Source organism: Pseudarthrobacter sp. As-47 (assembly GCF_058215595.1).
In genome coordinates, this window is record NZ_CM177088.1 from 3,966,178 (window position 1) to 3,979,032 (window position 12,855).

Sequence of the window (12,855 nt, forward strand, 5' to 3'; positions counted from 1 at the left end):
CCATGTCCATGGCAGTAACCAAGCAGCAGACTGGACGAGTGTCCACCCCCAAGACCATCGTCGGAACCGGCATCGGCAATGCCGTCGAATGGTACGACTGGGCCATTTACGCCACGTTCACGCCCTTCATTGCCAGCCAGCTCTTCAGCAAGGCCGACCCGGCGTCGGCGGTGCTGTCCACCCTGGCGATCTTCGCCGTCGGCTTTGTGGCACGGCCCTTCGGCGGCTTCCTCTTCGGCTGGATCGGCGACAGGGTGGGCCGCAAGACCTCGATGACCCTCGCCGTCGGACTCGCCTCGCTGGGCAGCCTGATGATCGGCATCGCTCCGACCTTCGCGAGCGTCGGCGCCTGGGCATCCCTGATGCTGCTCGTGGCACGGCTCATCCAGGGCCTGGCGCACGGCGGCGAGCTGCCGTCGTCGCAGACCTACCTGTCCGAGATGGCCCCCAAGGAGCATCGCGGATTCTGGGCCACCCTGATCTACACCTCCGGAACCGTGGGCATCCTGTTCGGCACACTGCTGGGCGCCGTCCTTAACATGACCCTGACTGCGGAGGCCATGAACGCCTGGGGCTGGCGCATCCCGTTCCTGCTGGGCGCGGCCATGGGGCTGTACGCGCTGATCATGCGGTCACGGCTGCACGAAACCGACGCGTTCGAGGGCGAATCGCTGGCCGAAAAGCGGGCGCCGCTCTGGCCGCAGATTGTCCGCCACCGCAAGCAGGCGCTGCAGGTCATCGGCCTGACGGTTGGCCTGACCGTCATCTACTACGTCTGGGGAGTTGTGGCTCCCAGCTACGCCACCACCGCACTGAAGATCGACCGCGGCGAAGCACTCTGGGCGGCCGTCATCGCCAACATCGTCTTCATCGCCGCCCTTCCCTTCTGGGGGAAGCTGTCCGACCGCATCGGACGCAAGAAGGTGCTGTGGTCCGGGGCCATCGGGTCTGCAGTGATGCACTTCCCCATGACCTGGCTGCTCAAGGATTCAGCCTGGCAGCTGGCCGTGGGCATGTCCGTCATGCTGGTCTTCATTGCTGCGAGCGCCGCCATTGTCCCGGCCGTCTACGCAGAGCTGTTCCCCACGTCCATCCGCACCGTTGGCGTGGGTGTGCCGTACTCCATCTGCGTGGCAGTGTTCGGCGGCACCGCACCGTACCTGCAGCAGTGGCTCGGAACCACCATGGGCGTTCCGCAGCTGTTCAACATCTACGCAGTGGTGCTCCTGGCCGTGAGCGCTGCATTCGTGTTCACCATTCCGGAGACGATGGGCAAGGACCTGACGCACTAGGGCAGGCTTGAAACGCAACCAAAAAGGGTAGACGCGGCCCTAGCGTGCGCCGAAGCGCAGGTGCACGATTTAAGTACCGGATCACAACATCCAATGAGGCCGGATAAGCGCCCCCACTAGCAGGGCGTGCAGTTTGAAAAGGGGACGGGCAGGCTGCGGCCGCCGCTGACCAACCGCGATGCTCAGTCAGGCGCTGGCTTACCCTGCCCCACATGGGGAATCGCGCCCTAACACAATTGGTGGATCGCATCCTTTTCAGGAGCACAAATGTCCATCACTCCAACAACAGGAATCCGCTCAACCCGGGCAAGGATCGCCCTGGTTCCGCTCCTCTCCCTGGGCCTGCTCGGGGGCTCCGTGGCATTCGCCGGCCCGGCCCAGGCACATGACGACCGGCGTGACGACCGGCACGGGTGTACCGTCAAGCCGCTGGACCCTAAGGACCTTCACGGAAAGTGGGTCGACTTCGGCATCAAGGTCAAGTGCGACGGCAAGAAGACTGTCCACATCCGCCAACTCCGCTACGAGGACGAGAAGGGCCCGCGGCGCACGGACGACTTCCTCGGCAGCTCGCACTTCTACGAGGAATTCGATAAGAAGGACGACGCCAGGATCATCCACAGCGTTGATAAGGTGCGCAACCTGGACAAGAGGGGCGCCGAAGAGGTGTACCACATGGTGTCCTACCGGGTGAAGAAGGACAACGGACACTGGTCCGACTGGTCCGAGTGGAAGAAGAGCGACGTCGTTGAAGTAACGAGAGGCCGGTAACCGGTTAGAACAGCACGGATCCATAAAAAGCACAGACGAAGAGCCAGGGGCCACGGCCCCTGGCTCTTTTGCCATGTGCGGACTGGACCAGGGACCCCCGACCACGCGCCCCTTGACTCCCCCACCCCTCATTCCCTACACTTTTCATAAAGCAGAATCTAAATTCCACAAAGCGGAAAGTTTGTAAAGACTGGAAGCAGGGGAAGATGGATCAAAGCCCCTCCTTGGAAGGACCTACGATGACGTACACAGTGAACTGCTCCATCCTCCTCACGGAGCTGCCCCTGCTCGAACGCCCCGCCGCAGCCAAGGCAGCGGGCTTTGACGCGGTTGAGTTCTGGTGGCCGTTTGAAAGCTCCGTCCCGTCCGACGCGCAGGTCACCGAATTCGAGAACGCCATCCAGGACGCCGGCGTTCAGCTCACCGGCCTGAACTTTAACGCTGGCAACATGCCCGGCGGCGATCGCGGCCTGGTCTCCTGGAAGGGACGCTGCTCCGAGTTCAAGGACAACATCGATGTTGTGGCCGGCATCGGCGGGCGACTGGGCTGCAAGGCCTTCAACGCCCTCTACGGCAACCGGCAGGAGGAGTTCACTCCCGAAGAGCAGGACGAACTGGCGGTCAGGAACCTCGCCGCAGCAGCAGAAGGCGTCGCCCGGATCGGCGGGACAGTCCTCCTCGAACCTGTCAGTGGGGCACCCAGGTACCCGCTCCTCACCGCCGACGACGCACTCAAGGTCATCGCCCGCGTGAAGGCGGAGGCCGGCGTCGGCAACATCAAGCTCCTCGCCGACTTCTACCACCTCTCAGTCAACGGCGACGACGTCCAGTCCGTCATCGAAAACCACGCCAAGGACTTCGGCCACATCCAGATCGCGGACAACCCCGGCCGCGGCGCCCCCGGCACCGGCACCCTCCCCCTCGGCGAGTGGATCGCCCGCAGCCGTGAACTCGGCTATGAGGGCTACATCGGCCTCGAGTACAAGGAACCGCAGGAAACGGCCTTCAGCTGGGCCATCCGCGAACACGCCGCCAAGTAATCCCCACCCGCCTGCCGCACCACCACAGACTTCCAGAAAAGAGAACCATCATGAGCAACGTTGCAGTTATCGGACTCGGAATCATGGGCCTGCCCATGGCCATCAACCTGGTCAAGGCCGGCCACACCGTCACCGGCTTCAACCGGAGCCAGGACAAGATCGACAAGCTCGTCTCCGAAGGCGGCAAGGGCGCCACCAGCATCGCGGACGCCGTCAAGGATGCCGACGTCGTCATCACCATGGTGCCGGACTCCCCCGACGTCGAGGGCGTCGTCAGCGGCAAGGACGGTGTCTTCGCCAACGCCAGGCAGGGCACGTTGTGGATCGACGCGTCCAGCATCCGCCCCGACGTCGCCAAGCGCCTGTCCGATGAAGCCCGCGAGGCCGGCATCCGCCCCCTCGACGCCCCGGTCTCCGGCGGGGAACAGGGTGCCATCGACGCCGTCCTCTCCATCATGGTCGGTGGCGACAAGGAAGACTTCGAGGCAGCCTCGGACGTCCTGAACGCCGTCGGCAAGACCATCGTCCACGTCGGCCCCTCCGGCTCCGGCCAGACCGTCAAGGCAGCCAACCAGCTCATCGTCGCCGTCAACATCGAGGTCCTTGCCGAGGCCATCGCTTTCCTTGAGGCCTACGGCGTGGACACCGACGCAGCCCTCAAGGTCCTCGGCGGCGGCCTGGCCGGCTCCAAGGTCCTCGACCAGAAGGGCCAGAAGATGCTGGACCGCAACTTCGACCCCGGCTTCCGCCTGGCCCTGCACCACAAGGACCTCGGCATCGTCACCTCCGCCGCCCGCGAAGCCAACGTCGCCGTCCCCCTCGGCGCCGTCGTCGCCCAGCTCGTTGCCGCCACCGTCAACCAGGGCGACGGCGCACTGGACCACTCAGGACTCTTCAAGCAGGTCCTCCAGCTCAGCGGCCGGAAATAAGCACCAGCGCCACAGGCGCCTCAGAAAAACCAGCAGGGGACCCGCCGTCGTCCATGAAAACGACGGCGGCTCCCTTAGCACACCCAATAACAGCCCAAAAGGGCCCCTAAAGTTTCCCAAGGAGCACACCATGAGCAAGATGCGTACCGTTGATGCAGCGGTTGCCATCCTGGAAAAGGAAGGCGCCATCGAGGCGTTCGGCCTGCCAGGCGCCGCGATCAACCCCTTCTATTCCGCAATGCGCGCCCACGGCGGCATCCGCCACACCCTGGCCCGCCACGTTGAAGGTGCCAGCCACATGGCGGACGGCTTCAGCCGCGCCAAGGACGGCAACATCGGCATCTGCATCGGCACCTCCGGCCCCGCCGGCACGGACATGATCACCGGCCTGTACGCCGCCTGGGCCGATTCCATCCCGATGCTCTGCATCACAGGCCAGGCTCCCGTGGCCAAGCTGCACAAGGAAGACTTCCAGGCCGTGGACATCGAGTCCATTGCCAAGCCCGTCACCAAGATGGCCATGACCATCCTGGAGCCCGGCCAGGTTCCCGGCGCCTTCCAGAAGGCTTTCCAGCTGATGCGCTCCGGCCGCCCCGGCCCCGTGCTGCTGGACCTGCCCATCGACGTGCAGCTGGCCGAGATCGAGTTCGACATCGACACCTATGAGCCCCTGCCCGTGGAAAAGCCGAAGGCCTCCCGGAAGCAGCTGGAAAAGGCCCTGGACATGCTGACCGCTGCCAAGCATCCGCTGATCGTGGCCGGCGGCGGCATCATCAACGCCGGCGCCTCCGCGCAGCTGGTGGAGCTGGCCGAGACCCTGAACATCCCCGTCATCCCCACCCTGATGGGCTGGGGCACCATCCCGGACGACCACCAGCTCATGGCCGGCATGGTGGGCCTGCAGACGTCCCACCGCTACGGCAACGAGAACTACCTGCGGAGCGACTTCGTGATCGGCATCGGCAACCGCTGGGCCAACCGCCACACCGGCGGCCTGGACACGTACACGGCCGGCCGCAAGTTCGTGCACATCGACATCGAGCCCACGCAGATCGGCCGCGTGTTCTCCCCGGACCTGGGCATCGCGTCCGACGCCGGTGCGGCGCTGGCCGGGCTGGTTGAACTCGCCAAAGAGCGCAAGGCGGCAGGGTTCCTGCCGGACTACAGCGCCTGGGTCGCGGAGTGCCAGGGCCGCAAGGCCTCCCTGCACCGCAAGACGCACTTCGAGAACATCCCCATCAAGCCGCAGCGCGTGTACGAGGAAATGAACAAGTCCTTCGGCCGCGACACCATCTACGTGTCCACCATCGGCCTGTCGCAGATCGCCGGCGCGCAGATGCTGCACGTGTTCGGCCCGCGCAAGTGGATCAATGCCGGCCAGGCGGGCCCCCTGGGCTGGACCGCCCCGGCAGCCCTGGGCGTGGTCCGCGGCAAGCCGGACGAGACCGTGGTGGCCCTCTCCGGCGACTACGACTTCCAGTTCATGATCGAGGAACTGGCCGTGGGCGCGCAGTTCAACCTGCCCTACATCCACGTGGTGGTGAACAACTCCTACCTGGGCCTGATCCGCCAGTCCCAGCGCGGGTTCAACATGGAGCAGAACGTGTCCCTGGCGTTCGACAACATCAACTCGCCTGAGACCAACGGCTACGGCGTGGACCACCTCAAGGTTGCCGAAGGCCTGGGCTGCAAGGCCGTGCGCGTGGAGGACCCCAACGACCTCGCCGCCGCCTTCGACAAGGCCAAGGCACTCATGGGCGAGTTCCAGGTTCCCGTGGTGGTGGAAGTGATCCTGGAGAAGGTCACCAACATCTCCATGGGCGTGGAAATCAACGCGGTGAACGAGTTCGAGGAACTGGCGGAAACCGCCGCCGACGCCCCCACCGCCATCCTGGCGCTGCAGGCCTAAACCCTGCAGGCCCTGGAAAGAAAGACAGCCATGCGCATCGTCATTGCCCCGGACAAGTTCAAGGGGTCGTTGTCCGCCCCCGAAGTCTGTGCGCACCTTGAGAAAGGGCTGCAGCGAGGCGCGGGCAACAACCTTGACGTGGTCCGGATTCCCGTAGCCGACGGCGGTGAGGGCACCCTCGACGCCGCCGTCGGCTCGGGCTTCACCCGCCGCAGCGCCGTGGTGGCCGGACCAACGGGGGAACGTGTCACGGCCGAGTTCGCCGTCCGGGGCAATGAGGCCGTCATCGAGATGGCCGCGGCCTCGGGCCTGGCGCTTCTCCCCGCCAGTGCCCTGGTGGACGGGCGCCCGGGTTCGATGGCGGCCCGCACCGCCACGAGCCTGGGCACCGGCCAGCTCATCCGTGCCGCCCTGGATGCCGGCTGCAACCGCATCATCCTGGGCGTGGGCGGCAGTGCCAATACCGACGGCGGCGCCGGAGTCCTGCAGGGCCTCGGCGCCAGGCTCCTCGATGCCGCGGGCACAGACCTTCCAGCCGGCGGCGCCGCCTTGGCCCGCCTGGACCGGATCGACTTCAGCGGGTTTGAACCCCGGCTGAAGGACACACGCTTTGTGCTGGCGTCCGACGTCGATAATCCCCTGCTGGGCGCCCAGGGCGCCGCGGCGATTTTCGGCCCGCAGAAAGGCGCCACACAACAGGACGTCGGCATGCTCGACGCCGCCCTGGCCAGGTTTGTCGAAGTCCTGGCCAGGGAAATCGGTTCGGAAGGCCCGTCCAACAGGGCCTTCAAAGCGGCGGAAGCGCCGGGCGCCGGAGCGGCGGGAGGCGTTGGCTACGCAGCCATCGCCGTCCTTGCCGCAACCCGGCGCCCGGGCATCGACGTCGTGCTCGAATTCACCGGCCTCGCCGATCGGCTGGCCGGCGCCGACCTGGTGATCACCGGCGAAGGCAGCCTGGACGAACAAAGCCTGCTGGGCAAGACCCCCATGGGCGTAGCCCGGGCAGCCGCCGCGCAGGGCGTCCCCGTGATTGCCGTCTGCGGGCGGACCACCCTGGCCGAGGGGCAGGCGGCCGCCGCCGGATTCGAGGACGTTTACGCTTTGACCGAGCTTGAAAGCAATGTAGACAGGTGCATAGCAGAGGCAGCGCCGCTTCTGGAGCAGCTAGGCACACAGATCAGCGGAAGGCTGGCAGCCACCACGCTGTCCCGCTCCGCAACCACCAAGGAGGACCTCCATGTCTGAAGAACGTTTTGACCTGGTCATCCGCGGCCAGCGCATCCTCACCACCGCCGGCCTGGCTCCGCGTGAAGTGGGCGTCCGCGGCGGAAAGATCGTGGCCCTCGAGCCGCTGGGCAACGGCCTGGCCGGCGCGGAAGTCATTGAACTGGCTGACGACGAAACCCTCATCCCCGGCCTGGTGGACACGCACGTCCACGTCAACGAGCCCGGCCGTACCGAGTGGGAAGGCTTCACCTCCGCCACCCGTGCGGCGGCGGCAGGCGGCGTCACCACCATCATCGACATGCCGCTGAACTCCGTCCCGCCCACCACCACCGTGGCAAACCTCAAGCTCAAGCGTGAGGTGGCCGAGGACCAGGCGTTCGTCGACGTCGGGTTCTGGGGCGGCGCGATTCCCGGGAACAAAGGCGACCTGCGCGCCCTGCATGACGAAGGCGTGTTCGGCTTCAAGTGCTTCCTCCTGCACTCCGGCGTGGACGAGTTCCCGCACCTGGACGCGGACGAGATGGAGGAGGACATGGCCGAGCTCAAGTCCTTCGACTCGCTCATGATCGTCCACGCCGAGGACTCGCACGCCATCGACCGCGCCCCGCACCCCGGCGGCGACCACTACCAGACCTTCTTGGCCTCCCGCCCGCGCGGCGCCGAGAACAAGGCCATCGCCGAGGTCATCGAACGGGCCCGCTGGACCGGTGCGCGCGCGCACATCCTGCACCTCTCGTCGTCGGACGCGTTGCCCATGATTGCCAGCGCAAAGCGCGACGGCGTGAAGCTCACCGTGGAGACATGCCCGCACTACCTCACGCTGATGGCCGAGGAAATCCCGGACGGCGCCACCGCCTACAAGTGCTGCCCGCCCATCCGTGAAGCCTCCAACCGCGAGCTGCTGTGGCAGGGCCTGCTGGACGGCACTATCGACTGCATCGTCTCGGACCACTCCCCCTCCACCCTGGACCTGAAAGACCTGGAGAACGGTGACTTCGCCGTGGCCTGGGGCGGCGTCTCGTCGCTCCAGCTGGGGCTCTCACTGATCTGGACCGAAGCCCGCCACCGCGGCATCCCGCTGGAGCAGGTGGTGTCCTGGATGGGCGAGAAGCCCGCCGCCCTGGCCCGGCTCTCCACCAAGGGACAGCTGGCCCTGGGCTACGACGCCGACTTCGCCGTCTTCGCCCCGGACGAGGCCTTCGTGGTGGACGTCTCCAAGCTGAAGCACAAGAACCCCATCACCCCGTACGACGGCAAGGCCCTCTCCGGTGTGGTCCGCAAGACCTTCCTGCGCGGCGCCGTCGTGGACGGACAGACCCCCACGGGCAAGCTGATCCGCCGCGGCGGAGTCTAAGGACGCGCCATGGCAGTGGAAGCCCACCATCCGAGGACGGGGGCACGTCCCGGATCCATCGCCAGGCCTGCCGCCACCGGGGCAACCGCCCGCGGCCTCGCCATGTGGGTGGTCCCGGAAGAAGGCACCAGCCCGGAACTCCTGGCCCGCGCCGCCCGGCTGGTCCTGGCCAGGGCCCTCGAAACTGCTCCGGAGGCGGAAGTCCACTGGCCCGCCGCCGGAGCTCCCACGCCGGGGTCCTCCGCCGACAAGGGGGGAGCCGCAGACGACTCCTCTCATTCCCCCTCCGCGGCGGAGGACCCTCCCGGCGCCCCCTGCGGGGCACCAGGGGAGGACGACGGCGGCACCCGGCTGCCGCCGTCGGCCGGCCCCGTGAGCCGCATGGCAGTGGACCTCGCCGCTGACCAGGTCCTCCTGGACGGGCGGCGGGTGCCGCTGACCGGCGTCGAATTCAAGGTCCTCCGGTACCTGGTCACCCACCTCTCCCGCACTGTGGGCAGGGAGGAACTGCAGGAGTTCCTGGACTCGTTCGAAACCCCCGGCGCCTCGGCCCGGTCCATCGACGTGTACGTGGGGAGGATCCGCCGCAAGCTCGGGAATGCCCGCCATGCCGTGGCCACCGTCAGGGGCGGCGGCTACCAGTTTGTGCCCGGTTCCTGCGCCACCGTCCGCGGACCGGCGGAATACTGCATATGACGCTGGAGTTGTATCACTGAGCGGGAAGCCGCTTCACTTGATGTTTTGCCAGTAATGACAAAGTCTTCCAAAGGAACACCATGAGCCCCACCCTGACCACCAAGCTCCAGCCCGGAACCCCGGCCCCTGACTTCACCCTTCAGGATGCCCAGGGCCGCGAGACTGCCTTGGCCGATTACCGTGGCAAGAACGTCATCGTGTACTTCTACCCGAAGGCCGCCACCCCCGGCTGCACCACCGAGGCCTGCGACTTCCGCGACAGCCTGGCCTCGCTGCAGGGCAAGGGCTACGAGGTCATTGGCATCTCGCCCGACGCCCCCGAGGCCCTGGCCGGGTTCACCGGGGACTTCGGCCTGACCTTCCCGCTGCTCTCCGACCCGGACCACGCAGTTGCCCTGGCCTACGGCGCCTGGGGCGAGAAGCTGGTCAACGGCGAAATCACCGAAGGGATTGTCCGTTCCACAGTCGTGCTGGACCCCGAAGGCAACGTCGTCCTGGCGCAGTACCAGGTCAAGGCCGACGGCCACGTGGCCGCCCTGAAGGAAGCCCTGGGAATCTGACCCCTCCCCGATCCTCTCTCACTTACTGCAGCTTTTCCCCAAACGCTCCCGCACTCAACGCGGCTTTTCCCCGAACGCTCCCGCGCTGGCCGCCAGTTCACTGGCCGCCCGTGCGGGGGCGTTCGGTGCTTATGCGGCTGTGTCCGTCGCCCGCGCCTCTTCTGCCGCCGCCTGTGCGTACGACGCCGAAACCCGGCGGTAGACCGGCGTAAGGAAAGCCAGCAGCGCTGCGATGATCATGATGACCCCGGCCACGAGGAAGACGAGGGCGATGCCGCGGGAGGTGCCCTCGCCCAGCAGCGGGGCCAACTGGGCAGCGCCGTCGGCGGACCGGGCGTAGGGGATGATCCAGAACTGGGCGATCGGGGCGATAAGGAACGCCGTCACGGGCGAGGCCGCAGATTCGAAGGCCATGGCGAACCCGAACACCCGGCCCTGCCGCTGCAACGGCACCACCTGCTGGATGACAGTCTGCTCGGCTGCCTCCACGAAGGGGACCAGGACCAGGTAGGCCCAGATGCCGGCGATGTAGAGCCACGCCCACTCCCGGATTGTGAAAACCGCACCGAGGAAGCCCATGAGGGCCACCGCAAGGAGCAGCGTCCGCAAGGGGTTGGACCCCAGTCCGAACTTGCCGATCAGCGCGCCTCCCACAAGGATTCCCGTGAACCCCACGGCGGAAAAGATTCCCCACAGCTCCACAGGGAACATCTCCAGGCCGTAGGGATCCATCAGGGCCATGTAGACGCCGCCAATGAAGTTGTTGAATGTGGAGAACAGGATCAGGGCGAACAGCCCGGAAATGGCCAGCACGGCAGCGAGCGAGCCGCGCAGGTCGAAGCTTCCATGGGCATCCGTGGCCGCTGCCCGGACTTCCTCGGGCATCCGCAGGGTGAGCAGGTGCAGGAACGCCAGTGCCGTGAGCGCCAGCGCGACGGCGATGGTCCAGCCCATCCCGAGCAGCCCCACCGAGAGCCCGGAGAGCACGGACGTGACTATGAACATCAGTCCCTGCACCATGCCCACCAGCCCGTTGGCGTTGGCGCGGCGGTCCGGCTCGATCAGGATGGTCACCGTGGTGGACAGGGCAATGTTGCGCATGTTTTCAACCACCGCGCCGATCAGGATGACCAGCGTGAAAACCCAGAACCACGGCCGGGCCAGGTCCAGCAGCCAGGCGGTGGGCGTCAGCAGGAACATGGCCCCGGACAGTGCAAACATCACCAGGGTGAAGGCCGCGGCGAAGCGCATCACTCCCAGTTTGCGGTAGCGGTCAACGAAGGTGCCGAAGCTGATGCTGGAAGCGGCGATCAGCAGCATGTACGCGCCGCCCACCACTCCGGTGGCGATCACGTTGCGCGTCTCCAGGTACACCCAGAAGGTCAGCGCGAACCAGAGATAGCTGGTGGTGAGGTTGGCGGCCGCGGTGTTCACCAGGATCCCGGCGAAGGTGCGGGACCGCTGCGCCGGGGTGCGCACAGAAGTGTCGACGGCGTCCGGATCAGTCAGGTGCGGAACGTCGCCCCCATCGAGCGCGGCGGACGCCACTGCAACGTCCTCGCCAAGTCTTTTCCCGCCGTCGGAAGCCGCAGCGGCGCGCGGCGGGACCGGCTCCTGCTCGGTCATGCGTCCCAGTGTAATGACAACCCGGGAGCAGGGACACGGTCAGGGTTTGGGGTTTTTGGTCAGCGCTTGTCGCGGTCGCTGAATTCCTCGTCCAGCTCGTAGTGGCGGAACTCGGTTTCGCGGTCCGATTCGCCATCCACCACCATCTCGTGGTCGAGCTGGCGCTGGACCTGGCTGTCCAGGACCTGCAGTTCCTGGTCCGTTAACTTTTCCAGGTCCTCCGGAAACTGGTCGTCCGGAGTGAGGTGCAGCTTGTCGTTCATTGTGCCCGCCATGTCTATCCGCAGTTGCCGTGTCGGTACAGTGTAGCGGTGCTTTCGCCGGCAGATGCAGGCGCCGTTGCGGGAGGCAGGACCCGGTGACAGGATGGCCGCATGGGCATCGAGGTCCGTCCCGCAACCAGCTTCGAGGACGTCAAAACCATGGTCGGACCCAAGCGGCCTGACGCCAACGTCTGCTGGTGCCTGAGCTACCGCATCCCGTCGAAGCAGAACCAGGCCCTGCGCGGGACCGAGCGCGGGGAGCTGGTGAAGCAGCTGGTGGCACAGGATCCCCCGCCGGGGGTCCTGGCGTACGACGGCGGCGAAGTAGTTGGGTGGGCGGCGGTCCACCCCCGCGCGGACACCAGTTTTGCCGGCAACCGAAAGATCCCGCATGTGGACGACGAAAAGGTGTGGTCCATCTGGTGCATCAGGGTGCGGCCCGGGTACCGGGGCAAAGGAATCTCGCACCAGCTGCTGGCCGGCGCGGTGGACATGGCCCGGACCTACGGGGCACCGGCAGTCGAGGGGTACCCGGTGGACAACGGCGGCCGGAACGTGGATCTCACCATGGCCTATGTGGGCACCCGCAAACTGTTTGAGGATGCGGGCTTCACCAAGGCCGCGGACACCAATTCCGTACTCAACGGGTTCCCGCGGGTCCTGATGCGGCTGGAGCTTCAGCCGCACTGATGGTGTCAGGGTTTCTTCCACCAGCTCCGGGGCCAGTCTTCGTCAATGGCCCACAGCGCCAAAAGGAGCGCGTCCACTGTCATGAGTCCCGCAATGAGGTACGCCCAACCTGTCCACCAACCCATAACAATCTCCTGACCCGGTAACCCCCAGCCACTCGATTGCTCATAAGTGTGGCACCTAAAGCGCCAGGACGGAACGCCCTCCACCCGCAGTCTTGAAAAGCGCCTCCAGCCTCACGTGTGCTTCCGTCTCCAGCTTGAGCCGGCGGGTCAGGCGTTCCACCTGCTGGGACATCTCGTCCCCTACCGGAAGCCGGTCTCCCGGCCAGCTCCAAACCTCCCGCGACTCCGCCAAAGCCGCCGCCAGCGCCGTGGCCGCAGCGCGCACTTTCCGCCTGTGGAAGTAGACCCGCAGCAGCGCCCTGCCTTTGTCCAAAGTCCCCAAGGCTGCGGCCTGGACCCGCGTCGCGTCTATGATCTTGATCTGCCCCATGAC

The 12,855-nt window shown here is 66.3% G+C and carries 13 protein-coding genes; 10 read left to right on the top strand and 3 right to left on the bottom strand.

Annotation, left to right across the window (positions count from 1 at the left end):
* The first annotated feature begins 2 nt into the window (after window positions 1–2).
* The 9 genes from AC4BCK_RS18390 to bcp all read left to right on the top strand — a co-directional run bounded on the left by AC4BCK_RS18390 (window position 3) and on the right by bcp (window position 9,778).
* Window positions 3–1,292 (top strand): MFS transporter, encoded by a 1,290-nt coding sequence (locus AC4BCK_RS18390; RefSeq protein ID WP_490566312.1) that lies wholly within the window; start codon window positions 3–5, stop codon window positions 1,290–1,292.
* A gap of 267 nt (window positions 1,293–1,559) precedes the next feature.
* The gene (locus AC4BCK_RS18395) at window positions 1,560–2,063 is read left to right on the top strand and encodes a hypothetical protein (protein WP_490566313.1); all 504 of its coding nucleotides are present in this window, start codon (window positions 1,560–1,562) and stop codon (window positions 2,061–2,063) included.
* 239 nt (window positions 2,064–2,302) lie between these two features.
* On the top strand, window positions 2,303–3,103 hold the full coding sequence (locus AC4BCK_RS18400) for a hydroxypyruvate isomerase family protein (protein WP_310113610.1): 801 nt from the start codon (window positions 2,303–2,305) through the stop codon (window positions 3,101–3,103).
* Window positions 3,104–3,153: 50 nt separating this feature from the next.
* On the top strand, window positions 3,154–4,032 hold the full coding sequence (locus tag AC4BCK_RS18405; RefSeq protein WP_251420386.1) for a 2-hydroxy-3-oxopropionate reductase: 879 nt from the start codon (window positions 3,154–3,156) through the stop codon (window positions 4,030–4,032).
* Window positions 4,033–4,162: 130 nt separating this feature from the next.
* Window positions 4,163–5,941 carry a glyoxylate carboligase gene (gcl, locus tag AC4BCK_RS18410; RefSeq protein ID WP_400591741.1) on the top strand — a complete coding sequence of 593 codons (1,779 nt, stop codon included), beginning with the start codon at window positions 4,163–4,165 and terminating at the stop codon, window positions 5,939–5,941.
* A gap of 30 nt (window positions 5,942–5,971) precedes the next feature.
* Window positions 5,972–7,186, top strand: coding sequence for a glycerate kinase (locus AC4BCK_RS18415; protein ID WP_490566314.1), 1,215 nt, complete (start codon window positions 5,972–5,974; stop codon window positions 7,184–7,186).
* Window positions 7,179–8,522 carry an allantoinase AllB gene (gene allB, locus AC4BCK_RS18420; protein ID WP_400591737.1) on the top strand — a complete coding sequence of 448 codons (1,344 nt, stop codon included), beginning with the start codon at window positions 7,179–7,181 and terminating at the stop codon, window positions 8,520–8,522. The genes AC4BCK_RS18415 and allB overlap by 8 nt, the downstream gene beginning before the upstream one ends.
* Before the next feature lie 9 nt (window positions 8,523–8,531).
* A complete protein-coding gene (locus AC4BCK_RS18425) occupies window positions 8,532–9,218 on the top strand; it encodes a winged helix-turn-helix domain-containing protein (RefSeq protein ID WP_251420376.1) in 687 nt (228 codons plus the stop codon).
* Window positions 9,219–9,298: 80 nt separating this feature from the next.
* Complete coding sequence (gene bcp / locus AC4BCK_RS18430; RefSeq protein WP_174175128.1) at window positions 9,299–9,778, top strand: thioredoxin-dependent thiol peroxidase; 480 nt, start codon at window positions 9,299–9,301, stop codon at window positions 9,776–9,778.
* A gap of 129 nt (window positions 9,779–9,907) precedes the next feature.
* On the opposite strand, the gene AC4BCK_RS18435 is transcribed toward bcp, so the two are convergent.
* Window positions 9,908–11,404: an MFS transporter gene (locus tag AC4BCK_RS18435; RefSeq protein ID WP_363957110.1), complete on the bottom strand. Its 1,497-nt coding sequence runs from the start codon at window positions 11,402–11,404 to the stop codon at window positions 9,908–9,910.
* Between the two features lie 59 nt (window positions 11,405–11,463).
* On the bottom strand, window positions 11,464–11,667 hold the full coding sequence (locus tag AC4BCK_RS18440) for a hypothetical protein (RefSeq protein ID WP_363957107.1): 204 nt from the start codon (window positions 11,665–11,667) through the stop codon (window positions 11,464–11,466).
* Between the two features lie 111 nt (window positions 11,668–11,778).
* Here AC4BCK_RS18440 and AC4BCK_RS18445 point away from each other — a divergent pair, with 111 nt between their 5' ends.
* Complete coding sequence (locus AC4BCK_RS18445) at window positions 11,779–12,357, top strand: GNAT family N-acetyltransferase (protein WP_251420369.1); 579 nt, start codon at window positions 11,779–11,781, stop codon at window positions 12,355–12,357.
* Between the two features lie 180 nt (window positions 12,358–12,537).
* Here AC4BCK_RS18445 and AC4BCK_RS18450 read toward each other — a convergent pair whose 3' ends face one another.
* Entirely contained in the window at window positions 12,538–12,852 is a 315-nt protein-coding gene (locus tag AC4BCK_RS18450; protein WP_251420367.1) for a hypothetical protein, read from the bottom strand.
* Between the last annotated feature and the right edge of the window lie 3 nt (window positions 12,853–12,855).